The organism is Streptomyces sp. NPDC001204 (assembly GCF_053598035.1).
The window spans coordinates 110,020-135,176 of the sequence record NZ_JBSFJL010000009.1 but is presented as its reverse complement, the minus strand read 5'-3'; the positions used below and the strand labels follow the sequence as shown (position 1 = coordinate 135,176).

Genomic DNA, 25,157 nt, shown 5'->3' with positions numbered 1-25,157 from the left:
TGGCTGGCAGGTGGGTGAGACGGCTGTCGGTGGTGTGCGGGGGTTTGGAGGGTCGCCGGTGGGTGGTTCCGGGGAGTCAGGGGAGGCCCGTGTGCGGCTGCCGCAGTTGCGGTTGGACGAGTTGCTGGGGGAGCTGCAGGCGCGTCTGGACGCGGCGCGGGGTACCCGCGACCGGGTGCACAGTCTGCTGGAGGCGGTGCTCGCGGTCGGCCGGGAGCTCGACCTGGAGCAGGTGCTGTACAGCATCGTGGACGCCGCGGCGACGCTGGTGGACGCCGAGTACGCGGCGCTGGGCGTGATCGGTCCCGACGGCAGCCGGTTGTCGGCGTTCCACACGGTCGGCGTCGGCGAGGAGCAGATCGGGCGGATCGGCGCGTACCCCGAAGGGCACGGGATCCTGGGGGAGCTGATCCGGCATCCGGAACCGCTGCGGCTGGCGAAGCTGTCGGAGCATCCGGCGTCGTACGGCTTCCCGGAGCACCATCCGCCGATGAACACGTTCCTCGGCGTTCCGATCCGGGTGCGGGACCAGGTCTTCGGCAACCTGTACCTGACCGAGAAGCGCGGCGGGCTGGAGTTCGACGAGGACGACGAGTCGGTGCTGGCCACGCTGGCCGTGGCGGCGGGCGTGGCGATCGACAACGCGCGGCTGTACGAGGAGTCGCGGTTGCGGGAGCGCTGGCTGCGGGCGATGGCGGAGATCACGCAGAGCCTGATGTCGGGTGCCGACCAGGCGGAGGTCCTCGGGCTGATCGCCGAGCGCGCGCGGGAGATCACGGGGGCGGCGCTGGCGGCGATGTCGACGCCGGTGAAGGGGACCGGCACGCTGAGTGTGGAGCTGGCGATCGGCCAGGAGGCGGAGGCGCACCGGGGGCTGGTGCTGCCGGTGGAGGGCACGCTGACCGGGCTGGCGTTCGCCGGCGGCGTGCCGGTGAGCAGCCCGGACATCGCGCGGGACCCGCGGGTGACGGCGGGGCCGCCGCGGTTTTCCGGTCTGGGTCCCGCGGTGGCGGTGCCGGTCGGCGATCCGGGCGATCATGTGCGCGGCGTGGTCCTGCTCGTGCGGGAGGCCGGCGGGACCGACTTCTCCGGCAAGGAGCTGGAGCTGCTGAAGGGATTCGCGGCGCAGGCCGCCGTGGCGATGGAACTCGCGGGACGGCGGCGGGACGCGGAGCAGATCACGCTGCTGGAGGACCGTGACCGGATCGCCAGGGACCTGCACGACCTGGCGATACAGCGGCTGTTCGCGACGGGCATGACGTTGCAGAGCGCGGGCCGGTTCATCGACCATTCGGGCGCCAAGGAGAGGGTGCTGCGGGCCGTCGACGACCTGGACGAGACCATCAAGATCATCAGGTCGACGATCTTCGGTCTGCGGGCGCACGACGAGGAGGCTGGCGCCGGACTGCGGACGCGGGCGGTGCAGGTGGTCGGGGAGGCCGCGCCGGTGCTGGGGTTCGCGCCCGGTGTGCGGATGGAGGGGCTGCTGGACACCCATGTGTCCCGGGAGACCGCGGACGAGGTGGTGGCGGTCCTGTCGGAGGCGCTGACGAACGTCGCCCGGCACGCGCACGCCGACCGTGCGGAGGTGGCGCTGGAGACCGACGGCAGGAGCGTGCGGCTGACGGTCACCGACAACGGCGTGGGGATTCCCGCCGACGGGCGCCGCAGCGGGCTGGCCAACATGGCCGAGCGGGCCCGCAGACTGGGCGGCGGCCTGGAGTGGACCACACCCGAGGGCGGAGGCACCAGGCTGGTCTGGCACGCGCCGGTGGGCACGGCGGAGTCCCCGCGGCCTTCACCGGGGGAGTGACGGGGGTTTCAGCGGGGCGGTGGCTGGGGCGTCGCGGTGGGGGTCGTTGGGTCTTCACCGGGGCGGTGGCTCAGGCTTTGCGGTGCGGGTGACGGGGGCTCCACCGGGGTGGTCGGGGTTTCACGGAGGCGGTAACGGCGGTTTCGTCCTGGCGGTGGTCGGGCCGTCGCGGTGGGGGTGGCGGGGGTTTCGTCGGGGCGGTGGTCGGGGCGTCGTGGTGGGCGTGGCGGGGCTTCACTGGGGTGGATGGGGTTTCACGGAGGCGGTAACGGCGGTTTCGTCGGGGCGGTGGTCGGGGCGTCGTGGTGGGCGTGGCGGGTCTTCACCGGGCGGTGGCTGGGGCTTCACGGCTGGAGTGACCGGGGCTCCACCGAGTCCGTGACCCGGGCAAGGGCCGCGTCGGGCGGGTCAGTCGTGCCGTTCGTGTTCCGCGCGCACCACGACCACCGGGCAGGCCGCGTGCTGGGCGCAGCGCTGGCTGACCGAGCCCAGCATCGCGCGGGCGAAGCCGCCGCGGCCCCGGCTGCCCACGACGAGGACGTCCGCCCCCGCCGAGGCGCGGATCAGCACTTCGGACGGATCGCCCTCGACCAGGTACTCCACCAGGTGCGCCGGGCGGTCGTCCGCGAAGACGCTGCGCAGTCCCTCCGCGAAGCGCTCCCGGGCCTGCTCCAGGTCGAACTCGGGATCGATCGCGGGTCCGGTCCAGCCGACGGCCGACGGGGTGTCCCAGGCGTGGATCGCCTCCACGACGCCGCCGACGAGTCGGGCGTACTCCGCCGCCCAGCGCAGCGCCGCGCAGGAGGACGGTGAACCGTCCACGCCCACGACCACCCGGCGTCGCGGTTCGGAGGGTTGCATGGCCACCTCACTGAGCAGTCGTTGTCCCTACGTCCACGCTGCCCGGCCCGACGCGGCCGTGCCAGCCAGGGACGGCCCCGCCCGGCGGCCGGGCACGCGCGAGGCCCCCGGTGCCGGTCGGTCAGGGGGCCGGTCGGCCCTGGTGCGGGACCAGCGGCCCATGGCCACCACGCCGGACGGCGGCGATTCTCGGAAGCGGATCAACGGATCGCCGAAGTGCCCGTCGCGGCAGCGTCGCAGGAGGTGGGAGACCATGCCCCGCACCGTAACCGTCGGTCTCGACGGTTCTCCCCAGAGCAGGGCCGCCGCCGAATGGGCGGCGCGGGAGGCGAAGCTGCTCGGGCTGCCGGTGCGGCTCGTCCATGTGTGGGAGCCGGTGCCCGGTCCCCTGGCGCAGGCGCCGCGGCTGGGCGCGGAGACGTACCGGCACTGGACCGAGCGGGTGCCCCGCGAGGCCGCCGAGGGGCTGCGGTTGCGCCATCCGGGTGTCGAGGTGCGCACCGAGCACCTTCCCGGCCGTCCCGCCGAGATCCTCACCGACGAGGCGGCCGACGCCGAACTGCTCGTACTGGGCTCGCGCGCCCTCGGCGGGGTCGGCGGCTTCCTGGCCGGCTCGGTCGGGCTGTCCGTCGTGGCGCACACCGAGCGGCCCGTCGTCCTGGTGCGGGCCAGGGAACAGGCCGCCGACGAGCACGAGATGGACCCCGCGGGCATCCCCTCCGCCGCGGCCGCCTTCCGGCCCGTCGTCCTGGGCCTGGACACCGCGCACCCGGACGAGGACCTGATCCGGTTCGCCTTCGAGGCGGCCGCCCGCCGCGGCACCTCGCTGCGCGTCGTGCACGGCTGGTACCCGCCGCTGTACTACGGCTACGGCGTGCCCGCCGACGCCGAACTGCTCACGTCGGCCGCGGTGGCCGAGGCCGCCGGACTGACCGAGGCGCTCTGCCCCTGGCGGCGGAAGTACCCGGACGTCGAGGTCGCCGAGGCCTCCCGCCCCGGCGGCGCCGCCGTCCTGCACCACGCCGCCGCCCCCGTCGCGGTCGTCCCGCACACCTGACCGGCACCACGAGCACGGCCCACCGAACACCACAGGACCCCACCCGAGGAGTGAGGATCATGAAGGCTGCGGTCGTACGGACCTTCGGCGAACCGCTGGTCGTCGAGGAGCGCCCGGACCCCGAGCCCGAATCCGGCCAGGTCCGCGTGCGCGTCGAGGCGTGCGGGCTGTGCCACACCGACATCCACGCCGCGCACGGCGACTGGCCGGTCAAGCCGAACCCGCCGTTCGTGCCCGGCCACGAGGGCGTCGGCCTCGTGGAGAAGCTCGGCGCCGGTGTCACCCACCTGTCCGTGGGACAGCGGGTGGCCATGCCGTGGCTCGGTCACGCCTGCGGCCGCTGTGAGCACTGCCTGTCCGGCTGGGAGGCGCTCTGCGAGCAGCAGGTCAACACCGGATACGGCTGCGACGGCGGGTACGCCGAGAAGATGCTGGCCTGGGCCGACTTCGCGCAACCGGTGCCCGACGGCGTCAGTGCCCTCGACGCGGCCCCGCTGACCTGCGCGGGCGTCACCACGTACAAGGCCCTCAAGGTCGCCGGCGTCCGGCCGGCCCAGCTTGTCGCCGTCTTCGGGGTCGGGGGGCTCGGCCACCTGGCCGTCCAGTACGCGAAGATCGCCGGGGCCAGGGTCGCCGCGATCGACGTCACCGACGACAAGCTCGAACTCGCCGCCGAACTCGGCGCGGACATCCTGATCGACGCCCGTACCCAGGACGTCGGCCGGGAACTCGAACGGTACGGCGGCGCGCACGCGGCGATCGCCCTCGCGGTGAACGAGGCCGCCTTCGAGGCGGTCGCCTCCGGGCTGCGGCGCGGCGGCAGGCTCGTCATGGTCGCCCTGCCCGCGCGGGGCACGGTCCGGGTCCCGATCTTCGACACCGTGCTCGGCGGAACCTCGGTGATCGGCTCGATCGTCGGCACCCGGCAGGACCTCGCCGAGGTCTTCCAACTGCACGCGGAGGGCCGTACCCGGGTCATCCGGGAGAGCCGTCCGCTCAGCGCCGTCAACGAGTCCATCGACGAGGTGCTGCGCGGTCAGGTCAAGGCGCGCATCGTGTTCGACCTCGGAGAGGGAGGATGAGGACCATGGATCTGCCGCTGGTCGTCGGAGTCGACGGTTCCGAATCCAGCCTGCGGGCCGCCGACTGGGCCGCCGACGAGGCCGCTCTGCGCGCGGTGCCGCTGCGGGTGGTGTACGCCTCGCTCTGGGCGCGCTACGAGGGCGCCGCGCTCGCGCGCGAACTCGGCAAGCCGGACGACCAGGTGGAGGCCGAGGAGGTCGTCGCGGCCGCCGCCCGGCGCGCCCGCGCCCGCCACCCCGACCTGCCGATCAGCAGGGCCGCGCTGCCCGAGGCGCCCGAGTACGCGCTGGTCCGGGAGGGCAAGAACGCCTCCGCCCTGGTCGTGGGCGCCCGCGGCCGCAACGCGGTCGTCGACCTGCTGCTCGGTTCGGTCAGCCTGTTCGTGGCCGCGCACGCCGACTGCCCCGTGATCGTGATCCGCGGCAGCCACGACAACCAGGCCCGGACCCCGGTGCACGGCCGCGTCGTCGTCGGTGTCGGGGACAGTTCCGCGGCCGCGGTGCGGTTCGCGGCCGAGGAGGCCCTGCGCCGCGGGGCCGAACTGGAGACCGTACGGGCCTGGCGGTGCCCCGCGCACGAGACCCTCGACCATCCGCTGATCGGCGGGGAGCCCGAGCGGGTGTACGAGGAGCGGGCCGCCGACGCCCTGGAGGCCGCGCTGCGCGACCTGCCGCCGGAGGTGAAGGTGCGCCGGCGCACCGTGGAGGGGCCGGCCCGCCGGGTGCTGCTGGCCGCCGCGCCGGGCGCCGACCTGCTCGTGGTCGGAGTCCGGCGCCGGGCGGGGCGGTTCGGGCTCCAGCTCGGCCGGGTCGCCCACACCGCCCTGCACCACTCGGCCTGCCCGGTGGCCGTGGTGCCCGAACGGGCGTGAGGTCACAGGCCCGCCGTGTGATCGGGGACGTAGGTCTGAAGATCGCGCGGCGGCCTCTCGTAGCCGGTCGGCGGCGGCCGCTCCGGCAACCGCAGCACCGTCGGTGAGACCTCGTGGTACGGCACGGTGCCGAGCAGATGGGCGATCATGTTCAGCCGGGCGCGGCGCTTGTCGTCGCTCTCCACGACGTACCACGGCGCCTCGGAGATGTCCGTGTGCACCATCATCTCGTCCTTGGCCCGCGAGTACGCCTCCCAGTGGGTGATGGACTCCAGGTCCATCGGCGACAGCTTCCAGCGTCGCAGCGGGTCGTCCAGACGGCGCCGGAAGCGCTCCTGCTGCACGGCGTCGCTCACCGAGAACCAGTACTTGCGCAGCAGGACCCCGTCCTCCACGAGCATGCGCTCGAAGATGGGGCACTGGCGCAGGAACCGCTGGTGCTCCTCCTTGGTGCAGAAGCCCATCACGTGCTCGACCCCGGCCCGGTTGTACCAGGACCGGTCGAACAGCACGATCTCCCCGGCGGCCGGAAGTTGCTCGACGTACCGCTGGAAGTACCACTGGGTGCGCTGGCGCTCGGTCGGCGCGGGCAGCGCCACGATCCGGGCGATGCGCGGGTTGAGGTGCTCGGTCACCCGCTTGATGGTGCCGCCCTTGCCGGCCGCGTCCCGTCCTTCGAACACCACGACCAGCCGGGCCCCGGTGACCCGCACCCACTCCTGGAGCTTCGCCAACTCCGTCTGAAGGCGCAGCAGTTCGCTCTCGTAGGTCTTGCGCGGCAGCGCCGCCCCGTTGTCCGCCCTCACAGCAGGACACCGTACTTTCCGGCGGGCGTCCGCGCACCCGGGCGGACGCGGGGGCGGCGGACTCTGCTCACGCCGACGTCAGCGGCCTCGACGCCCCCTCCGTCCGGGCGAGATGGGTGGTGAACCAGTCCCGGGCCAGGTCCGCCACCGCCTCCACCGTGTCCGGCTCGGTGAACAGGTCGGTGGCGCCGGGCACGGGGACCACCTGGTGGTCGCAGCGCATCCAGTCCGCCGCGAGCCGGTTGAGGCCGAGGAGCCGTGTGTCCCGGGCACCGACGACGAACAGGCAAGGGGCGTGCACCCGGGCCAGCGCCGCGGGCGGCGCCAGATCGGGGCGGCCGCCGAGACAGACCACGGCGCGGATGTCGTCCTCCGCCGCGGCCTCCAGCACGGCGCCCGCGCCCGTACCCGCCCCGCAGTGGCTCACGGGCAGGCCGGTCTCCCGGCGCAGCCAGTCGGTGGCGGCCCGCAGGCGCCGGGCCAGCAGCACGATGTCGAAGACGTTGTGCGGGGTGCGCTCCTCGTCCTCGGTGAGCAGGTCGATCAGCAGCGTGCCCAGGCCCGCCCGGCGCAGGGCGGCGGCCACGCGCTGATGGGCCGGGCAGCTCCGGCCGCTGCCGAGCGCGTAGGCCACCGCCACCGGTGGCGTGGGCGGCAGTGCGAGCCGTGCGCACAGGCGCACCGGACCGGCCGGCACTTCCACCTCCCGGTCCGGGGAGGGGGACTCCGGGGGGGATCCGGGGAGCGGTCCGGCGGCGGTCGCGGTGGCCCGCCGGGCCTCGGCCAGCAGGGTGGCCACCTCCGCGTCGGTGACCTGCCCGAAGTCCGCGTACCAGGCCCCGACGGAACCGAGGTGGCGCAGCGGCTGGAGACAGACGACCCGGTCGGCCACCGTGCGCAGGTGCGGCAGCGCCGCCTCCGGCCCGACCGGGACCGCGAGGACCACACGCGCGGCGCCGCGGGTCCGCGCCACCCGGCAGGCGGCCTCCGCGGCGGCGCCGGTCGACAGCGAGTCGTCGACGACGAGCGTGGTCCGCCCGGCCACGGGCAGCGGCGGGAGGCTCTCGCGCAAGTGGCTCAGGCGCCGCTCCAGTTCGGCCCGCTCGGCGCGTTCGACGGTCTCCCGCTCGGCGGGATCCAGCCCGCTCTCCGCCAGGACGGCCCGGTCGATGACGCGTACCCCGTGCTCACCGAGGGCGCCGAAACCGAGTTCCGGCTGCCAGGGCACGGGCAGCTTGCGCACCACGGCCAGGTCGAGCGGAGCGCCCAGGTGCCGGGCCACCTCGAAGGCCACCGGGACGCCGCCCCGGGGCACCCCGAGCACCACCGCGTCCTCGTCGCGCAGGAATTCCAGGCACCGGGCCAGGCGCCGTCCGGCGTCCGCGCGGTTCTCGTAGCGCATGCGCCGCCACCTCCTCGTACGTGGTCCCGGCGGCGCGGCGGCAGACCGCCTCGACTCCATTCGAACGCTTCCGGGCGCCGCACGCCTCCGGGGCGTCCGGGCCGGCGGGGCGGGTCAGCTCGTCTTCTGGTCCCAGCGCGGTCCGACGAGATCCCACTCCGCGCCCCACAGGTCGTAGCGGCGCCGGTCCAGCCGCCGGCGGACCAGGGTCGTCGAGCCGTGGACCAGGCCGCCGAGGACGAGCGCCGCCGAGGTGCCGAACAGGGCGGCCTGCGCGGTCGCCTCCGCCGGGCCGGGCGGTTCGGCGGCCAGATGGCCCCGGCCGTCCTGCCAGACGGTGACCGCCGCACCGGCCGGCAGGCCCGTGCTCACCAGGGTCTGCCCGGTACGGGTGGTGCCGTCGGGGCCGGTCCAGCGGACCTTCGCCGGGGCCCGGTAGCTCGTGTTCTCCGTGGGCGCGGTCGCCGGGGCGGCCGTGAGCAGCACGGCCCGGACCGGGTGCCGGTCGGCGCGCTGCCAGGCGAGTTCCTGGCCCGCGGCGCGCGCCGCCACCGTCCCGGCGACCGCGCCGCCGGCCACGATCACCAGCCACATCACCAGGATCGCCCAGGCCTCGACGATGTCCTCGTGGCGGCGCAGCGGATTGCGGCGCCACGGCCACAGCCTGCGCGGCGTGCGCCCGTGGCCCGTCCTGCCGCTCACCGGTCGCGCCTCCCTGTCTCCCGTCTTCTCCGCTCACCAGCCCGTGCGTCGAACGTCCTTCCGTGCGCCGGCCCCACCTTTCGTCCCACCCTGGTGGCCGTCCGTCCGCCGTTCATCCCGGGCCCGCGGCGACCACCCCCTGCCGGGGGACCGGCCCGGCGGCCGGGTTGTCCTCCCCGTACTCCGGCAGCACCTGGAAGACACCGGTCAGGCCGGTGTGGCGCAGGATCCGCCGGAAGGACGAACTGCCGCTGACCAGCCGCAGCCGGCCACCGCGGGCCGCGACGCGGTTGCGGACCCGGCACAGCAGACCCAGCCCGGCGCAGTCGATGAAGGGCACGGGCCGCAGGTCGAGCACCAGGTCCGGTCGCGGCTTGTCGGTCAGCGCGTCGAGGCGCGCGGCGAGGGACAGCTTCGTGACGAGGTCGACGTCGCCGCTCAGCGTCACCACGGTCGTGGTGCCGATCATGCGTTCCGCGTGGTTCACGGCGGGCCCGGTGGGACGTTCGGACATGCGGTCAGCCAAGCCGGTCCGGAGCGGTGCGGGGAAGGGCCGTTCGGTCCCCTTCGCGGTGGCGGAACAGCCCGCGGTCCGACCGGCCCGCGGGCACCCGCTCCCGCGGGCGGCCGATGGGGCCGACCGGCCCATGCGGAACCCCGGACCGTCGGAGAAGCTGAAGGCGTGGGCGGTCCCGGTGTCGCGCCCGAGCGCGGGCGGCGCCCGCCGGCCGCGGACCGCCGGATCCCGGCCGTCCGGTCATGAAGGCCGTCCGTCCGCGAAGGCCACCCGGAGCGAAGAGGGTGAGGTTCGGCATGAAAGGCTACGTCTTCCACGGCCCCGGGCAGTCCGCCTGGGAGGAGGTCCCCGACCCGGACCTCGAGGAGGCCACCGACGCCGTCGTGCGCGTCGACGCCGTGACCATCTGCGGGACGGACCTGCACATCCTCAAGGGCGACGTGCCCGAGGTCCGCCCCGGCACGGTGCTGGGGCACGAGGCCGTCGGCGAGATCGTCGAGGTCGGCGCCGAGGTGCGCACCGTACGGCCCGGCGACCGGGTGCTCGTCTCCTGCGTCACCTCCTGCGGCCGGTGCCGCTTCTGCCGCGAGGCCATGTACGGCCAGTGCCGCGGCGGCGGGGGCTGGATCCTCGGCCACCTGATCGACGGCACCCAGGCGGAGTTCGTGCGGGTGCCCTTCGCCGACCTCTCCGTGCATCCGCTGCCCGCCGCGGTGACCGACGTGGACGGCGTGCTGCTGGCCGACATCTTCCCGACCGCCTACGAGGTCGGCGTGCTCAACGGGCGGGTACGGCCCGGTGACACCGTCGTCGTGGTCGGCGCCGGGCCCGTCGGACTCGCGGCGATCGCCACCGCCCGGCTGTTCGCGCCCGAGCGCGTCATCGCCGTGGACCTGGCCGCCACCCGCCTGGAAGCCGCCCGCAAGCTCGGCGCCGAGGCCGTGGCCGACGCGCGCGAGGCCCCCGAGCAGTTGGTCGACGACCTCACCGGAGGGCTCGGCGCCGACGTGGTCGTCGAGGCGGTGGGCGTACCGGAGACCTTCGAACTGTGCACGCGCATGGTGCGGCCCGGAGGCCACGTGGCCAACGTCGGAGTGCACGGCAAGCCCGCCACCCTGCACCTGGAAGAGCTGTGGATCAAGAACGTGACCATCACCACGGGCCTGGTCGACACCCACTCCACGCCGACGCTGCTGCGGATGGCGGCGGCCGGCCGGCTGCCCGCCTCCCAGCTGGTCACCCACACGTTCCCGCTGGAGCGCATGGAGGAGGCCTACGACGTCTTCGCCCATGCCACCGAGACGGGGGCGCTGAAGGTCGTGCTCGGTGGTCCGCGGCGCGAGGTCGTCCCGGTGCCCGCGGCCTGACGGGCCGGACGCCGGGCGCGGCCCCCGTGCCCGGCCGCCGGGGCCGCCCCGGGACGGGGACACGCGGGACAGGCGCAGAAGACACGCAGGAGACGCGGCGCGGAACGGCCGCACGCGCTCCGCCAGGTGGAAAGACGGATGACTGATGTATCGCAACGACGGGTTCCGCGAGCTCGGGCGGCAGGAGTGCCTGCGGCTGCTGGCCAAGGCGCCGGTGGGCCGTATCGTCCATACGCGGCACGCCCTGCCCGCGGTGCTCCCGGTCAACTTCGCCCTGGACGGCGACGGCGCGGTGCTGCTGTGCACCTCGGCCACCTCCGAACTGGTCCGCGCGATCGACGGCGCGGTGGTCGCCTTCGAGGCCGACGAGGTGGACGCGGTCGCGCACTCCGGCTGGAGCGTCGTCGTCACCGGCCCCGCCGCGGTGGTGACCGACCCCGCCGAGCACCGGCGTCTGCTCCACGGCGGCCCGCGCTCCTGGGTGCCCTCGCCGCAGGTGGTCTTCGTCCGCATCGAACCGGAACTGGTCACGGGCCGGGAACTCGTCGGCGGACTCAGCGCGTACGGCCTGGACCGCCTCGTCTGATCCTCGCGCCCGCCCCTCTTCGAGCCCGCCGGAGGACATCATGCAGGGTTCCCAGTACACCGTCTGCGACGTGATGACCCCGACCGTCGTCGCGCTGGCCGGTGGAGCGATGTTCAAGGAGATCGTGCGGACCATGGAGCAGTGGGGCGTCAGCGCGATGCCCGTGCTGGACGGCCGGGGCCGGGTGCTCGGCGTCGTCTCCGAGGCCGACCTGCTGCGCAAGGAGGAGCTTCGCGACGACGAACCGGACCTGCCCGGCGGGTCGCCGCCCGTGGCCGGCTCGCGCCCGGCCAAGGCCCGGGCCGTGACCGCCGAGGAGCTGATGAACACCCCGGCCGTCACCGTGCACCCCGCCGCCACCCTCAGCCGGGCCGCCCGCCTCATGGCCCGGCACGGCGTCAAGCGCCTGCCGGTCGTCGGCGACGACGGTGTGCTCATCGGCATCGTCAGCCGTTCCGACCTGCTGAAGGTGTTCCTGCGCGGCGACGAGGACATCGCGGAGGAGGTCCGCCGCCAGGTCGTCGCCGCCGGGCTCCTGGCGGAGTCGGTGGGCGTGGCGGTGCGCGAGGGAGTGGTCACGCTCACCGGCCGGGTCCCGGACGCCTCCCTGATCCCGCTCGTCATCCGCCTGGCACGCAGCGTCGAGGGCGTGGTGGACGTGCGGTGCGACCTCACGGGACCACGCCGCCGCCCCCTCCTGGAACCCGATCTGGCCGACGAGCGGCCGTCTTCGCCCGCCACGGGCACCGGACCCGAGATCTGACGGCGCGCGGACCGGGCGCTCCGCGCCGGGGGAACCCGGAGACGGCGCGGCGGGAGGGGCCGAACGGTCCCCGAACGGCCTCCCGGAAGGACCGAAGCGCTCTCGCGTCGTGCCCTGCCGGATGCGACGGTGAAGGTGGGACGCGCTGCCGCAGGAGGCGGCAGCCCCGGCGGAAGGCGGTGGGGTCGGTGGAACTGCCCCTGGTGGTGGGTGTCGACGGGTCGGACCCGAGCCTCACGGCGGTGGACTGGGCGGTGGCTGAGGCCGCCCGGTTCGGTCTCCCGCTGCGCCTGGTGTACGCGTCCCTGTGGGAGCGGTACGAGGGCACGGTGCCGTCGGGGACGGTGGGGCGCCCCTCGGAGCAGGTGATGGCGGAGCACATCGTCGCCTCCGCCGCGGAGCGCGCCCAGCGGCGCGACCCGGAGGTGAAGGTGTCCACCGACATCCTTCCGCAGGACACGGTCACCGCCCTGCTGGGCGAGGCCGCCAATGCCTCCGTGCTGGTCACCGGCTCTCGCGGGCGGGGTCAGCTGAAGGGGCTGCTGCTGGGTTCGGTCGGTCTGGCCGTGGCGGCCCGGGCGCACTGCCCGGTCGTCGTGGTCCGCGGCGACCGGGCGGGCCTGGCCGGCACCCACGAGCGGATCCTGCTCGCCGCCGGAGACTCCGACAGCGGGCACGAGGCCGCGCGGTTCGCGTTCCGGGAGGCCGAGGTGCGCGGCTGCGTCCTCGACGTCGTGCGCACCTGGCGTCGCCCCGTGCACGAGGGCGTCGGCAGCCCGGAGCTCGCCGAGGAGCCGGCCCGGCGGCACGAGGAGCGGGCCGCCGCCGTGCTGGAGGAGCTGCTGCGCGAACCGGCGGCCGAGCACCGCGCGGTGCGGGTGCGCGCCGCCACGGTCGAGGGGCCGGCGCACCGGGTGCTCGTGGACCGCTCGGCCGCCGCCGACCTGGTGATCGTCGGGGTACGGCGCAGGGAGGGCCACTTCGGTCTCCAGCTGGGCCGGACGGCCCACACCCTCCTGCACCACGCGCACTGCCCGGTCGCCGTCGTACCGCAGCGGGTGTGATCCGGCGGTGCCGGAGACGACGGCGCGGACCTGGGCCTACGACGGCTACGACGCCGCGCAGGAACGGCTGAGGGAGTCCCTGTGCGCCCTGGGCAACGGCCGCTTCGCCACGCGCGGAGCCCTGCCGGAGTGCGCCGCTGACGAGGCGCACTACCCGGGCACCTACCTGGCCGGCTGCTACAACCGGATCGTCTCCCACATCGCCGGCCGCCAGGTCGAGAACGAGGACCTGGTCAACCTGCCCGACTGGCTGCCGCTGCGCTTCCGCCTCGCGGGCGGCGCCTGGCTCACCCCGGACACGGCGCCGGTCCTCGAGCACCACCAGGTCCTGCACCTGGACCCGGGCGTGCTGGAGCGCCGTACCCGGTACGGGCTCGGCGACGGGCGGACGCTGACCGTGCGCCAGCAGCGGATCGTGCACATGGCCGACCCGTATCTGGCGGCCCTGCGCACCGAGTTCACCGCCGAGGGCGGCCCGGCGGACCTGGAGGTCGAGGCGGCGGTCGACGGCGGCGTGACGAACGCCGGAGTACGCCGCTACCAGGACCTGGACGGCCGCCACCTCACCCAGGTGCACACCGGCACCGCGGCCCCGGACACGGTGTGGCTGCGCTGCCGGACCCGGACCTCCGACATCCGGATCGGCCTGGCCGCCCGGCTGACCGCCGACAAGGCGGCCGGACCGGCCGGCATTCGGCACGAGCACCCGCGCGCGATCCAGCGGGTGCGTCTGAGCCTGGTACCCGGCCGCACCGCCACCTTGGACAAGACCGTCGCCCTGCACACCTCCCGCGACCTGGCGATCAGCGATCCGCTGGACGCGGCGATCGACCGGGTGGGCGCGGCGCCCGGCTTCGCCGGACTGCTGGAGAGCCACCGGACGGCCTGGGGACGGCTGTGGCGCCGGGCCGCCATCGACGTCCCCGGGGAGCCGGGACGCATCCTGCACCTGCACCTCTTCCACGTGCTCCAGACCCTCTCCCCGCACACCGCCGACCTGGACGTCGGCGTACCGGCCCGCGGCCTGCACGGCGAGGCCTACCGCGGCCACGTCTTCTGGGACGAGCTGTTCGTCCTGCCGTACCTGAACCTGCACTTCCCCGAGGTCTCCCGCGCCCTGCTGCACTACCGGCACCGGCGCCTGGAGCGGGCCTGCTCGGCGGCGCGCGCGATCGGACGGCGCGGCGCGATGTTCCCGTGGCAGAGCGGCAGCGACGGCCGGGAGGAGACCCAGCGGCTGCACCTCAACCCCCGCTCGGGCCGCTGGCTGCCGGACCACTCCCACCTCCAGCACCATGTCGGCTCGGCGGTCGCCTACAACGTGTGGCGGTACTGCGAGGCGAGCGGCGACGCGGAGTTCCTGCACACCAAGGGCGCCGAGACGCTGTTCCAGATCGCGCGCTTCTGGGCCGACTCGGCCACCTGGGACGAGCATCTGGGACGCCACCGCATCCTCGGCGTCATGGGCCCCGACGAGTACCACGACGCCTACCCGGACGCCGAGCGGCCCGGCCTCGACGACAACGCGTACACCAACGTCACGGCCGCCTGGGTGCTCGACCGCGCGCTGGAGGCGCTGCGCGTCCTGCCCGAGCCGCGCCGCCGTGAACTCGTCGAGCGCACCGGCGTGGACGGCGCCGAGCTGGACCAGTGGGAGCACGTCTCCCGCACGCTGCACGTGCCCTTCCACGACGGCGTCATCAGCCAGTTCGAGGGGTACGGCGGCCTGGCCGAGTTCGACTGGGCCGGATACCGCGAACGCTACGGCGACATCCGCCGCCTGGACCGGATCCTGGAGGCGGAGGGCGACAGCGTCAACCGCTACAAGGCGTCCAAGCAGGCCGACGTGCTCATGCTGGGCTACCTCTTCTCCCCGGCCGAACTGTGCGCGCTCCTCGGCCGCCTGGGCCACCGTTTCGACGAGGACCTGTGGCGGCGCACCGTCGACTACTACCTGGACCGCACCTGCCACGGCTCCACCCTCAGCGGCCTGGTGCACGGCTGGGTCCTGGCCCGCGCCCGCCGCGCCGAGGCGTGGGCCTACGTGCAGGAGGCGCTGCGCAGCGACATCGCCGACATCCAGGGCGGCACCACCGGTGAGGGCGTCCACCTCGGCGCCATGGGCGGCACCCTCGACCTCGTACAGCGCGGACTGACCGGTCTGGAGACCCGTGACGGCGCGCTCTGGCTCGATCCCGCCCCGCTGCCGGAGCTGTCCTCCTACGGCGTCTCGATGCGCTACCGGGGGCACTGGGGCGTCCGGCTGCGGCTGGAGCACGGCCGGATCCGGATCGCCGTGCCCGAGTCCGACGGCTCACCGATCGACGTGCGCCTGGCCGACCGCGCCGTGAGCGTCCAGCCGGGCGAGACGTGCGCCCTGGTGCTTCCCGACTGAACCACGCTCCCACCACGTTCCCGGCCCCCTCCCGCACCCGCCGCCGAACTAGCGCGGGAATACCCCGGGGGGTACTCGTGCTAGTCTCTGACGAGATACCCCGGGGGGTAATTCTTCACTAGGAAGGGAGCGTCCTGTGTTCTTCGTGGAGACGATCGAGCTGACAGGACTCGGCAACCGCAGCTACCTGGCCGGAGGCGAGCGCACCGCCGTGGCGGTCGACCCGCCCAGGGACGTCGACCGGCTGCTGGCGGCGGCGGCCCGGCACGGAGTGCGCATCGCGTACGTCGTCGAGACGCACGTCCACAACGACTACGTCTCCGGCGGCCTGGAACTAGCCCGGCTGACCGGAGCCGACTACCTCGTCCCGGAAGGCGCCGACGTCCGCTTCGCGCGCACCCCCGTCCGCGACGGCGACACCGTGACCGTCGACGGCGACGCCCGGCTGACCCTGCGCGCGATGGCCACCCCGGGACACACCCCGCACCACACCTCGTACGTCCTCCGGGAGGCCGGCGCCGCCCTCGCCGTGTTCACCGGCGGCTCGCTGCTGATCGGCACCGTCGGCCGCCCCGACCTGGTCGAACCGCGGCTGACCGAGGGCCTGGCCCGCGCCCAGCACGCCTCCGCCCACCGGCTCGCCGCCGCACTGCCCGACGCCACCGCGGTACTGCCCACCCACGGCTTCGGCAGCTTCTGCTCCTCCGGTCAGACGGAGGGCGACAGCACGACCATCGGCCGGGAGCGCGTGGTCAACGACGCGCTCACCCGCGACGTCGACACCTTCGTCGCCGACCTGCTCGCGGGTCTGGACGACATCCCCGCGTACTACACCCACATGGGACCGGCCAACGCCGCCGGACCCGCCCCGGTCGACCTCACCCCGCCCGCCGTCGCCGACCCCGAGGAGATAGCCGCCCGGCTGGCCGCGGGGGAGTGGGTCGTCGACCTGCGCAACCGGGTGGCCTTCGCCGAAGGGCACGTCGCGGGATCGTTCAACTTCGAGGCCGAGGGCAAGCTCGCCACCTACCTGGCCTGGCTGGTGCCCTGGGGCAAGCCGGTGACGCTGCTCGCCGAGACGCCCGCGCAACTGGCCGACGCCCAGCGTGAGCTGGCCAGGGTCGGCATCGACCGCCCGTCCGCCGCGGCCACCGGCGGGCCGTCCGCCTGGCTCCGCCCGGGCGAGGAGCCCGCCTCCTTCCCGCGGGCCACCTTCGCGGACCTCGCCGAGCGGCACCCGGCGGAGGGCGTCGTCGTACTCGACGTGCGGCGCGACTCCGAACGCGCCGGGGGCTTCGTCGAGGGCTCGGTGCACATCCCCGTCCACCAGCTGCACCGGCGGACCGGCGAGGTCCCCGACGGCCAGGTGTGGGTGCACTGCGCCGGCGGCATGCGGGCCGCCGTGGCCGCCTCCCTGCTCGACGCGGTGGGCCGTGACGTGGTCGCGGTGGACGACGGGTTCGAGTCCGCGCAGAAGGCCGGGCTCACCGTACGGACCGAACGGGAGGAACAGTGCCGGTGAGCCCGGTCCGCCGCGGTCCCGCCCGTATCACCGCTCCGGAGGCCGCCGCACGCACGGGCCACGCCCCGGCGGGCGGTGCGCCCGGCGGCGGATCCGGCGGCGCCGTGCTCGTGGATGTGAGAGAAGCGCGGGAATGGCGCGCGGGACATGCTCCCGGCGCGCTGCACCTCCCCCTGAGCGCGCTCGCCTCGGACGCCGACGTACCGCCCGAGGCGCGCGGGCGGCTCCTTGTCGTCGTCTGCCGCTCCGGCAACCGCTCCCGGCAGGCCGCCGAACTGCTGACCGCCCGGGGCGCCGACGCCGTCGACGTGATCGGCGGGATGGGGGACTGGGTACGGGCCGGACTGCCCGTGGTGGACCAGCGGGGCGAGGACGGCACGATCGCGTGAGTGCTCTGCTCCTCGCCCTGGCCGCCGGGGCCGTTATCGGCCTGGCGCTGGGCACGCTCGGGGGCGGCGGCAGCGTCCTGGCCGTCCCCGCCCTGATCTACCTGCTCGGCTTCACCCCGGTCGCGGCCACCACCGCGAGCCTGGTCATCGTCACCGTCACCTCGGCCACCGCGCTCGTCGCACATGCCCGGGACGGCCATGTGCGCTGGCGTACCGGTCTGCTGTTCGCCGCCGCGGGCGTCGGCCCTGCCATGCTCGGTGGCGCGGTCGCCGGACGGCTCCCGGAGGTCGTGCTCACCGCCGCCTTCGCGCTGATCGCGGCGGTCGCCGCGGTCCGGATGCTGCGCCCGCGCCCCACGCCCGAGGCGGACCGCCCGGTCCGGCCCGGCCGCGCGGCGGCCGCCGGCGCCGGACTCGGCGCGGTCACCGGCGTCCTCGGCGTCGGCGGCGGCTTCCTCGCCGTACCCGCCCTGGTGGGCGTGCTCTCCCTGCGCATGCGCGCGGCGGTGGGCACCAGCCTGCTGGTCATCACCGTCAACTCGCTGGCCGCGCTGGCGATGCGGGCCGGGACGGCGGACGGGCTGGACTGGGCGGTGATCGCGCCGTTCGCCGGTGCCGCGGTCCTCGCCGCGTGGGACGGCAAGCGGCTGGCCGCGAAGGTGTCCGGGCCGGCGTTGCAGCGGATCTTCGCCGTGGTGCTGCTGGCGGTGGCGGCGTTCATGCTTATCGACGCGGTGGCCCGATGAGCGCCGGCCGGCCGGTCCCCCGTACCGGGCCGTGGGCGGCCCGTCCTCACGCCAGCGACAGGAACAGCTTCTCCATGCGGGCCCGCATCTGCGCGGGGTCCTGGCCGTTCGTCCGCCCGGCCTCGATGTCGGCCACGCACTTCTGCAGGCCGCTGGCGATGATGGCGAAACCGGCGCGGTCCAGGGCGCGGGAGGCGGCGGCCAGCTGCGTCACGACCTCCTCGCAGTCGCGCCCCTCCTCGATCATCCGGATCACCCCGGAGATCTGGCCCTGCGCCCGGCGCAACCGGTTCAGCACGGCCTTGAGGTCCGTGCCCTCGAGCTCCAGTTCCACGATCACTCCTTGCAACATACCCCTGGGGGTACTGTACGTCCGTCTTCGGGACGACGTCGACCACCCCACCGACCGGAAAGGACCCGTTCTGCCGTGACCGTTCCCTCCATCCCCGTCTCCCTGGCCGTCGAGCAGGCGCACCCCAGGCTCGACGAGCTGACCGTCATCGATGTGCGCACGCCCGGCGAGTATGCCTCGGGACACCTCCCCGGCGCCCTCAACATCCCGCTGGACCGCGTCCGGCAGGCGCTGCCCGAGATCCGGCACGCGGCGGGGCGCGGCGAGGTCCTCGTCGTCTGCGCCTCGGGCGCCCGCTCGGCCAAGGCCTGCGTGTACCTGGCCCGGCACGGCGTCGGCGCCGCCACCCTCGCCGGAGGCACCGGGGCCTGGGCGTCAGCGGGTCACGAGCTGCACCGGCCGACGGCCTGCGACAGCTCGGCCGGCTGGAGCATGGAACGCCAAGTGCGCTTCACCGCCGGATCGTTGGTGCTGCTCGGCGTGGTGCTCGGACTGCTCGTCCACCCGGCCTTCCTGATCCTGTCGGCAGGCGTGGCGGGCGGACTGGTCTTCTCCGCGCTCACCGACACCTGCGGCATGGCCGTCCTGCTCGCGAAGCTCCCCCACAACCGGCCGCGCGCGGCCCGGCTCGACGCGACGCTCGAGACGCTGCGGAGCAGGTGAGACCGGCGGGGCGGCCGGCGGGCCGCCCCGCCGCGACCGGCCGCCCCGGCTCCCACCGGGCCGGCGTTTTTTCCAGCGATGCCGCCTGCCCGCTCGCCGGACCGGCCCCCTCCCGTATGCCGTCCCGTGCGGCGCGGACTCATTCCTCGGGGCCCTCCTCGTGCTTCAGCAGGTGCCCCATGCGGTCGCAGAACAGATGGCCGAACAGCGCGCCGCCGTAGACGACGAACCCCGCGCCGACCAGCCAGGACTCCACCACCAGGATGGTGCCGATGGCGCCGTAGCTGAACGCGTTGGTCACGATCAGCGGGGTGAACACCAGGAACGAGAAGGCCCGCAGACCCACCAGGCCCACCATGGTGGCGAGGGCGCCGGGGAAGAGGAGCCGCCAGCGCACCTGGTGGCCGAGCAGGAAGTGCGGGCCCCACCAGAAGAACAGCACGCCGATGCCCACGCTCAGCAGCATGCGGTAGGTCCCGTCGAACACGGTGCGGGTGAGCACCTGCACGTACAGGTACACCATGAGCGCGATCAGCCAGACGGCCTGCCGCCAGATCCGGTGCCACGGTCCGGCGGGCAGCCGCCAGACCCGCTCGTAGCCGTTCTGCACGCTCGACGCGAAGGACACGCCGAACACCGCCAGCAGCACCAGACCCCACACGCTGGTGCTGCCGGCCACCTTGCGGGCCGGGCTGAAGACCTCGGAGAGCACGTCGGCGGACCGGCCGGACAGGTCCATGCCGTCCACCAGCCACAACGCGAACCCGCCGTGGTGCAGCGGATCGAGCGCGGCCACCACGATCAGCAACGGGGCGAGGGTGACCAGGGAGAGCGTGGCGAACCCCATCGCCCGGTGCATGAGCTCCAGCCGCTTGCCACGCCGGTAGAGCTCAGCGGCCCACCCCAGGTGTGTCGTCGGGCGATCGGTGGACTCCCGCTCGCTCAACTCGGCCGCCGTGAGCGCCCGTCTCCGCGACCGGTGCCGCTCGACGCCGGGCGGGACGGGGTGGGACGTGACATGACGACGGCGCCTCCTCTCCGAGTGCCGGGTGACCGGCGCACGGCCCCGCGCATACCCATCATCGCGACCCGCCCGCCCGGCCGCACCCGGGCAGGCGGGAATGCGGCAGCAGATCGCGGCGCGGGGATGCGGGACCGAGGACGACGACCCGTCCGCGCAGATGACGGTCACCGTGGTGAAGGCCGGCGCACCGGACGGTGAGCGGAACGCCGCCGCCGGAGCGGGCGCACCCACCGTCACCGGAGCCGGCCTGAAGCCGGGCGCACCGGGAGCACGGCCGCCCCTCCACGCCCCGCCGGCCGCTCGCCGAGGCCCCTCCCGCCCGCGGACGGGAAGGGCCCCCTTCGCTTGTGGTGAGGCTGTGCCTCAGCCGTCGGTCACATCCTGGTACAGACCATGTGCTCCGAGACCCGGACCCTCTTGCCGTGGCGGGTCTCGAAGTGTGCCTTGACCTGGTGACAGTGGTGCGCGGTCGAGTACGAGGTGGTGCTCTTCGCGGGCGCTGCCGACGCGGTGCCCACGGACACCATGGCCGCGCCGCCCGCCATCACGCCCGCAGCGAGTCCGGTGGCCAGCGCGCGTGTGAATCGACGTCGCACAGCCGGCTCCCTTTCCCTTGGAAATCAGGTACGTTGCCCATTTATGTCACTGTCCTGAGCGCCTGCGTCAGGGCTGGTGGGCGGGCCGGCTCCGGGATCCCGGGCCCGTCCCGCCCCGTACAAAGCCGGGCGGCGGCTCGCCATACTGGACGAGGGCCTCCCCGCGGATCGGGCCGCGCCGGGACGGGCCAGGGGGCGGCCCGTACGGCGGGCACGGCCCGGAGAGGCGGGGTACACGGCGACGGGGGCGGCGCGAGATGTCGGAGACCATGCTGATCCAGGGCCGTTACCGGCTGCTCGACACGATCGGGCGCGGCGGCATGGGGGAGGTCTGGCGGGCGCGGGACGAGTCGCTGGGCCGCCATGTCGCGGTGAAGTGCCTCAAGCCGCTCGGCCGGCACCACGACCCGTCCTTCACCCGCGTGCTGCGCGAGCGGTTCCGGCGCGAGGCCCGGGTGGCCGCCGCGCTCCAGCACCGCGGGGTGACGGTGGTTCACGACTTCGGCGAGTCCGACGGCGTGCTCTACCTCGTGATGGAGATGCTCGACGGCCGCAACCTCGGACAACTGCTGGAGGACAACGGCCACCGGCCCCTGGCCGTGCCCGACATCATCGAGATCGCCGAGCAGGTCGCCGCCGCTCTCGCCTACACCCACCAACAGGGCATCGTGCACCGGGACCTGAAACCGGCGAACATCATGCGCCTGACCGACGGCACGGTGAAGATCTGCGACTTCGGCATCGCCCGGCTCGGCCACGACATCGGCTTCACCGCCCGGCTGACCGGCACCGGCGTCGCCATGGGCACCCCGCACTACATGTCGCCGGAACAGATCGGCGGAACCGAGGTCGACCAGCGCAGCGACCTGTACTCGCTGGGCTGTGTGCTGTACGAACTCGCCACCGGGGCACCACCGTTCGACTTCGACGACGCCTGGGCGATCCTCGTCGGCCACCGCGACACCCCGCCCGAGCCGCCGCGCCGCCACCGCGCCGAACTCCCCGAGTACCTGGAGCGGATCGTCCTCGACCTGCTGGCCAAACTTCCCGAGCAACGACCGGATGACGCACACGAGTTGAGCCGCCGTATCATCGCCGGCCGTACGGCGGCGCCGCGGTACGCGCCCACGGTGGCCACCCCGCTCCCACGGCCCGACCCGTCCGAGCCCGCCGGTCGCGACGCCCGCCTGCCGTCGTGGACACGGGGCATGACGACCGGTCACAAGGCGGCCGGGGCCGGAGGACCGCGCAACGCACGCCCGGACGCGGCGGGCGCCCTGACCGGTGAGTGGATCCCGCGCGCCGCCGACGGCTCCGCCGAGACCGGGCGGACGCCCGACGGGCGGCCCGTCCCGCCACCGGAGGCCGTCGGAGCGCTGGCCGACCGGCACCAGGCGGGCCTGAGCCTGGGCCGGCTCGGCCGCTGGGACGAGGCGACCGAGGCGCACCGCGCGGTCGCCCGCGAGCGCGCCCGCCTCCTCGGCCCCGACCACCCCGACACCCTCGCCAGCCGCTACGAACTCGCCTTCGGCCTCAGCCGCACCGGGCGCGCCGCCGAAGCGCTGCGCGAGTACAAGCAGGTGGCCGAGGCGCGGATCAGGGCCCTCGGCTCCGACCACCCGGACACACTCGCCGTGCGCCAGGAGATGGCGTACGTGCTGGGCCGCCTGGGCCGCCACTTCGACGCGCACCAGGTGTACGCCGCGGTGCTCGCCGCGCGCGAGCGCATCATGGGCCCGGACCACCCCGACACCCTGCGCTGCCGGCACAACCTCGCCTTCAGCCTGAGCCGGCTCGGCTGCCTGGACGACTCCTACCGCATGGCCTGCCAGGTCGCCGCCGCCCGCGCCCGGGTGCTCGGGCCGCAGCACCCCGACACCCTGGTCACCAGGTTCGAAGTCGCGTACGCACTCGGCCAGTTGGGGCGGTGGGTGGAGGCCCTGGAGACCTACCGCGACGTCGCCGAAGCACGCGCCCGGGCACTCGGCGCCGACCACCCGGACACCCTGGCCGCCCGCTACGAGGTCGGCATCAGCCTGGGCCGGCTCGGCCGCAGCGCGGAGGCGCTCCATCTGTACCGCGCCCTGATCGACGACCGCACCCGGGTGCACGGCCCCGCGCACCCCGAGACCCTGCGCGCCCGCCACGGCTTCGGGGTCAACCTCGGCCGGCTCGGCCGCTGGGAGGAGGCCCTGGCCGAGTCCCGCGACGTGTGCGCGATCCGCGGGCGCGCGCTCGGCCCCGACCACCCCGACACCCTGGTCAGCCGCCGCGAGGTCGCGGTGAGCCTCGGCTGGCTCGGCCGCTGGGCCGACGCGCTCACCGAGTACCGCGCCGTGGCCGACGCTCGCGAGCGCGTCCTGGGCGCCGGCCACCCCGACACCCTCTCCAGCCGCACCGACGAGGCCCACTGCCTGGAACAGCTCGGCCGTGGCGGGGAGGCCGCAGAGCTGTACCGCAGGGTCGCCGTCCTGCGCGGACAGCGCGCGGCCGAGGGGCCCTAGCTGTGCTGTCCCGGATCCGGAGCGGGCCGCGCCCTGGCCGAAGTGGATCACCGCGTGTTACGAAGAACCATGAGCGCACACGAGGGACACGGGACGTACGACGCCGTCATCGTCGGCGGCGGGCACAACGGACTGGTCGCCGCCGCCTACCTGGCCCGGGCCGGACGGTCGGTGCTCGTGCTGGAGCGGCTGGACCACACCGGGGGCGCCGCCGTCTCCACCCGCCCGTTCGCCGGCGTGGACGCACGGCTGTCCCGCTACTCCTACCTGGTCAGCCTGCTGCCCCAAAAGATCGTCCAGGACCTGGGCCTGGACTTCCGGCTGCGTACCCGCACGATCTCCTCGTACACGCCCGTCGAACGCGCGGGGCGGCCCACCGGACTGCTCGTGGGCGGCGGCGAGGAGCGGACCCGCGAGGCGTTCGCCCGGCTCACCGGCTCCGACCGCGAGTGGGAGGCCTGGCAGCGCTTCTACGGCATGACCGGCCGCCTCGCCCGCAGCGTCTTCCCCACGCTCACCGAGCCCCTGCCCACCCGCGAGGAACTGCGCCGCCGCGTCGACGACGAGGAGGCCTGGCGGATCCTGTTCGAGGAGCCGATCGGCGTCGCCGTCGAGGACCGCTTCGCCGACGACCTCGTACGCGGAGTGGTCCTCACCGACGCCCTCATCGGCACCTTCGCCGACGCGCACGACCCGTCCCTGGCACAGAACCGCTGCTTCCTGTACCACGTGATCGGCGGCGGCACCGGCGACTGGGACGTACCGGTCGGCGGCATGGGCGCCCTGACCGACGCCCTCGCCGCCGCGGCCCGCAGGGCCGGCGCCGTCATCGCCACCGGCCACGAGGTGACCCGGGTGGCGAGCGACGGACGCGCCGCGGAAGTCACGTACCGCACCCGGGACGGCGAGGCCACCGTCGGCGCCCGGCACGTGCTGGTGAACGCCTCCCCGCAGGCCCTGGCCGCATTGACCGGCGAGGAGCCGCCGGAGCCCGCCGAGGGCGCCCAGTTGAAGGTGAACATGCTGCTCAAGCGGCTGCCCAGGCTCCGCGACACCGCCGTCGACCCGCGCGAGGCCTTCGCCGGGACCTTCCACATCGCCGAGGGGTACCGGCAGCTCGCCGACGCCCACGCGCGGGCCGCCGCGGGCGAGCTGCCCGCCGCGCCGCCCTCCGAGATCTACTGCCATTCCCTGACCGACCCGACCATCCTCGGCCCCGCCCTGGTCGAACAGGGCTACCAGACGCTCACCCTGTTCGGCCTGCACACGCCCGCCCGGCTCTTCGCCCGGGACAACGACACCGTACGCGGGGAGCTGCTGAAGTCGACCCTCGCGCAGCTCGACGCGCACCTCGCCGAACCGCTCGCCGACTGCCTGGCCGGCGACGCCGACGGACGGCCCTGCATCGAGGCGAAGACCCCGCTGGACCTGGAGCGGGACCTGGGCCTGCCCGGCGGCAACATCTTCCACCGGGCGCTGAGCTGGCCGTACGCCCAGGAGGGCACCGGCCGCTGGGGCGTGGAGACCCGGCACGCCAACGTGCTGCTGTGCGGCGCGGGCGCGGTACGCGGCGGCGGGGTCAGCGGAGTGCCCGGGCACAACGCCGCCATGGCGGTACTCGAAGGCCGGCACGCCTGAGGACGCGGGCCCCTCGCCCTCGCACGCCCGGCGCGGTGAGGACCGGCGCTTCCGTGTCCCCGCGCGGTGGAGAGCGGTGCCTCGCGTCCTGCGTGGTGGGGAGAGCGGTGCCTCGCGCCCTGGCGTGGTGGGGAGAGCGGCGGAGCCCCGTGTCCTGCGTGGTGGGGAGAGCGGTGCCCCGTGTCCTGCGTGGTGGGAGAGCGGTGCCTCGCGCCCTGGCGTGGTGGGGAGAGCGGTGCCCCCGCCCGTATGTCCGAGGGGCGCGGAGTGCCGCGGCTACGCGGGGCTGCTGGACGCGGTCACGCGTCCCGCGTCCGCCGCCGAGACCCCCGAGGACCTCACCCGGCACCTCGCCACCTGCGAGGGGTGTGCCCAGGCCGCCGCCTGCCTGCGGCCGCACGGTGGCGGACTGCCCGCCGCGCCGGCCGGCGGCGTC

Annotated in this window: 23 protein-coding genes; 15 read left to right on the top strand and 8 right to left on the bottom strand. The window is 74.7% G+C overall.

Features of this window, described 5'->3' with window-relative positions:
- Window positions 1-34 precede the first annotated feature (34 nt).
- Window positions 35-1,813: a GAF domain-containing sensor histidine kinase gene (locus ACWC91_RS15390; RefSeq protein WP_374114057.1), complete on the top strand. Its 1,779-nt coding sequence runs from the start codon at window positions 35-37 to the stop codon at window positions 1,811-1,813.
- 408 nt (window positions 1,814-2,221) lie between these two features.
- On the opposite strand, the gene ACWC91_RS15385 is transcribed toward ACWC91_RS15390, so the two are convergent.
- Complete coding sequence (locus ACWC91_RS15385; RefSeq protein ID WP_225079190.1) at window positions 2,222-2,674, bottom strand: universal stress protein; 453 nt, start codon at window positions 2,672-2,674, stop codon at window positions 2,222-2,224.
- 253 nt (window positions 2,675-2,927) lie between these two features.
- Here ACWC91_RS15385 and ACWC91_RS15380 point away from each other — a divergent pair, with 253 nt between their 5' ends.
- Genes ACWC91_RS15380 through ACWC91_RS15370 form a run of 3 tightly spaced genes read left to right on the top strand, consistent with a single transcriptional unit; the run spans window position 2,928 to window position 5,685 of the window.
- On the top strand, window positions 2,928-3,731 hold the full coding sequence (locus ACWC91_RS15380) for a universal stress protein (protein ID WP_450644120.1): 804 nt from the start codon (window positions 2,928-2,930) through the stop codon (window positions 3,729-3,731).
- Window positions 3,732-3,790: 59 nt separating this feature from the next.
- Window positions 3,791-4,813, top strand: a complete 1,023-nt coding sequence (adhP, locus tag ACWC91_RS15375; RefSeq protein ID WP_450644122.1) for an alcohol dehydrogenase AdhP — start codon at window positions 3,791-3,793, stop codon at window positions 4,811-4,813.
- Window positions 4,814-4,818: 5 nt separating this feature from the next.
- Complete coding sequence (locus tag ACWC91_RS15370; RefSeq protein WP_376500726.1) at window positions 4,819-5,685, top strand: universal stress protein; 867 nt, start codon at window positions 4,819-4,821, stop codon at window positions 5,683-5,685.
- A gap of 2 nt (window positions 5,686-5,687) precedes the next feature.
- Here ACWC91_RS15370 and ppk2 read toward each other — a convergent pair whose 3' ends face one another.
- The 4 genes from ppk2 to ACWC91_RS15350 form a co-directional block, all read right to left on the bottom strand.
- Window positions 5,688-6,491, bottom strand: a complete 804-nt coding sequence (gene ppk2, locus ACWC91_RS15365) for a polyphosphate kinase 2 (protein ID WP_225079194.1) — start codon at window positions 6,489-6,491, stop codon at window positions 5,688-5,690.
- Between the two features lie 67 nt (window positions 6,492-6,558).
- Entirely contained in the window at window positions 6,559-7,893 is a 1,335-nt protein-coding gene (locus tag ACWC91_RS15360; RefSeq protein ID WP_450725926.1) for a phosphoribosyltransferase, read from the bottom strand.
- A 114-nt stretch (window positions 7,894-8,007) separates the two neighbouring features.
- The gene (locus tag ACWC91_RS15355) at window positions 8,008-8,595 is read right to left on the bottom strand and encodes an Rv1733c family protein (RefSeq protein WP_450644377.1); all 588 of its coding nucleotides are present in this window, start codon (window positions 8,593-8,595) and stop codon (window positions 8,008-8,010) included.
- Between the two features lie 112 nt (window positions 8,596-8,707).
- Window positions 8,708-9,109, bottom strand: a complete 402-nt coding sequence (locus ACWC91_RS15350; RefSeq protein ID WP_225079197.1) for an STAS domain-containing protein — start codon at window positions 9,107-9,109, stop codon at window positions 8,708-8,710.
- Window positions 9,110-9,408: 299 nt separating this feature from the next.
- On the opposite strand from ACWC91_RS15350, the gene ACWC91_RS15345 reads away from it, so the two are divergent.
- The 8 genes from ACWC91_RS15345 (at window position 9,409) to ACWC91_RS15310 (ending at window position 17,944) form a co-directional block, all read left to right on the top strand.
- Window positions 9,409-10,479, top strand: coding sequence for a zinc-dependent alcohol dehydrogenase family protein (locus tag ACWC91_RS15345; RefSeq protein WP_225079198.1), 1,071 nt, complete (start codon window positions 9,409-9,411; stop codon window positions 10,477-10,479).
- A gap of 145 nt (window positions 10,480-10,624) precedes the next feature.
- The gene (locus tag ACWC91_RS15340) at window positions 10,625-11,065 is read left to right on the top strand and encodes a pyridoxamine 5'-phosphate oxidase family protein (RefSeq protein ID WP_225079199.1); all 441 of its coding nucleotides are present in this window, start codon (window positions 10,625-10,627) and stop codon (window positions 11,063-11,065) included.
- A 40-nt stretch (window positions 11,066-11,105) separates the two neighbouring features.
- Window positions 11,106-11,828 carry a CBS domain-containing protein gene (locus ACWC91_RS15335; RefSeq protein ID WP_281157377.1) on the top strand — a complete coding sequence of 241 codons (723 nt, stop codon included), beginning with the start codon at window positions 11,106-11,108 and terminating at the stop codon, window positions 11,826-11,828.
- A 188-nt stretch (window positions 11,829-12,016) separates the two neighbouring features.
- Window positions 12,017-12,892, top strand: coding sequence for a universal stress protein (locus tag ACWC91_RS15330; RefSeq protein ID WP_225079201.1), 876 nt, complete (start codon window positions 12,017-12,019; stop codon window positions 12,890-12,892).
- A 7-nt stretch (window positions 12,893-12,899) separates the two neighbouring features.
- Window positions 12,900-15,287, top strand: coding sequence for a glycoside hydrolase family 65 protein (locus ACWC91_RS15325; RefSeq protein ID WP_450644374.1), 2,388 nt, complete (start codon window positions 12,900-12,902; stop codon window positions 15,285-15,287).
- 136 nt (window positions 15,288-15,423) lie between these two features.
- On the top strand, window positions 15,424-16,809 hold the full coding sequence (locus tag ACWC91_RS15320; protein WP_450644372.1) for an MBL fold metallo-hydrolase: 1,386 nt from the start codon (window positions 15,424-15,426) through the stop codon (window positions 16,807-16,809).
- Window positions 16,806-17,198 carry a rhodanese-like domain-containing protein gene (locus tag ACWC91_RS15315; RefSeq protein ID WP_376500716.1) on the top strand — a complete coding sequence of 131 codons (393 nt, stop codon included), beginning with the start codon at window positions 16,806-16,808 and terminating at the stop codon, window positions 17,196-17,198. Before ACWC91_RS15320 ends, ACWC91_RS15315 begins: the two co-directional genes overlap by 4 nt.
- The gene (locus ACWC91_RS15310) at window positions 17,195-17,944 is read left to right on the top strand and encodes a sulfite exporter TauE/SafE family protein (protein ID WP_225079205.1); all 750 of its coding nucleotides are present in this window, start codon (window positions 17,195-17,197) and stop codon (window positions 17,942-17,944) included. The genes ACWC91_RS15315 and ACWC91_RS15310 overlap by 4 nt, the downstream gene beginning before the upstream one ends.
- Before the next feature lie 46 nt (window positions 17,945-17,990).
- Here ACWC91_RS15310 and ACWC91_RS15305 read toward each other — a convergent pair whose 3' ends face one another.
- On the bottom strand, window positions 17,991-18,278 hold the full coding sequence (locus tag ACWC91_RS15305; protein WP_141364307.1) for a metal-sensitive transcriptional regulator: 288 nt from the start codon (window positions 18,276-18,278) through the stop codon (window positions 17,991-17,993).
- 93 nt (window positions 18,279-18,371) lie between these two features.
- Between ACWC91_RS15305 and ACWC91_RS15300 the strand changes: the two genes are divergently transcribed.
- Complete coding sequence (locus tag ACWC91_RS15300; RefSeq protein ID WP_225079206.1) at window positions 18,372-18,959, top strand: rhodanese-like domain-containing protein; 588 nt, start codon at window positions 18,372-18,374, stop codon at window positions 18,957-18,959.
- 139 nt (window positions 18,960-19,098) lie between these two features.
- On the opposite strand, the gene ACWC91_RS15295 is transcribed toward ACWC91_RS15300, so the two are convergent.
- Both ACWC91_RS15295 and ACWC91_RS15290 read right to left on the bottom strand, forming a co-directional pair.
- On the bottom strand, window positions 19,099-19,905 hold the full coding sequence (locus ACWC91_RS15295; protein ID WP_225079207.1) for a YihY/virulence factor BrkB family protein: 807 nt from the start codon (window positions 19,903-19,905) through the stop codon (window positions 19,099-19,101).
- Between the two features lie 452 nt (window positions 19,906-20,357).
- Window positions 20,358-20,579: a hypothetical protein gene (locus ACWC91_RS15290; protein ID WP_225079208.1), complete on the bottom strand. Its 222-nt coding sequence runs from the start codon at window positions 20,577-20,579 to the stop codon at window positions 20,358-20,360.
- Window positions 20,580-20,836: 257 nt separating this feature from the next.
- Between ACWC91_RS15290 and ACWC91_RS15285 the strand changes: the two genes are divergently transcribed.
- Window positions 20,837-23,083 (top strand): tetratricopeptide repeat protein, encoded by a 2,247-nt coding sequence (locus tag ACWC91_RS15285; RefSeq protein WP_450644771.1) that lies wholly within the window; start codon window positions 20,837-20,839, stop codon window positions 23,081-23,083.
- A 69-nt stretch (window positions 23,084-23,152) separates the two neighbouring features.
- Entirely contained in the window at window positions 23,153-24,721 is a 1,569-nt protein-coding gene (locus tag ACWC91_RS15280; RefSeq protein ID WP_450644772.1) for a phytoene desaturase family protein, read from the top strand.
- Window positions 24,722-25,157 lie beyond the last annotated feature (436 nt).

Coding starts and splice junctions, on each gene's coding strand:
- ACWC91_RS15385 (WP_225079190.1), bottom strand. CDS start 2,674: ATGCAACCCTCCGAACCGCGACGCCGGGTGGTCGTGGGCGTGGACGGT.
- ACWC91_RS15380 (WP_450644120.1), top strand. CDS start 2,928: ATGCCCCGCACCGTAACCGTCGGTCTCGACGGTTCTCCCCAGAGCAGG.
- adhP (WP_450644122.1), top strand. CDS start 3,791: ATGAAGGCTGCGGTCGTACGGACCTTCGGCGAACCGCTGGTCGTCGAG.
- ACWC91_RS15370 (WP_376500726.1), top strand. CDS start 4,819: ATGGATCTGCCGCTGGTCGTCGGAGTCGACGGTTCCGAATCCAGCCTG.
- ACWC91_RS15360 (WP_450725926.1), bottom strand. CDS start 7,893: ATGCGCTACGAGAACCGCGCGGACGCCGGACGGCGCCTGGCCCGGTGC.
- ACWC91_RS15350 (WP_225079197.1), bottom strand. CDS start 9,109: ATGTCCGAACGTCCCACCGGGCCCGCCGTGAACCACGCGGAACGCATG.
- ACWC91_RS15345 (WP_225079198.1), top strand. CDS start 9,409: ATGAAAGGCTACGTCTTCCACGGCCCCGGGCAGTCCGCCTGGGAGGAG.
- ACWC91_RS15340 (WP_225079199.1), top strand. CDS start 10,625: ATGTATCGCAACGACGGGTTCCGCGAGCTCGGGCGGCAGGAGTGCCTG.
- ACWC91_RS15335 (WP_281157377.1), top strand. CDS start 11,106: ATGCAGGGTTCCCAGTACACCGTCTGCGACGTGATGACCCCGACCGTC.
- ACWC91_RS15285 (WP_450644771.1), top strand. CDS start 20,837: ATGTCGGAGACCATGCTGATCCAGGGCCGTTACCGGCTGCTCGACACG.
- ACWC91_RS15280 (WP_450644772.1), top strand. CDS start 23,153: ATGAGCGCACACGAGGGACACGGGACGTACGACGCCGTCATCGTCGGC.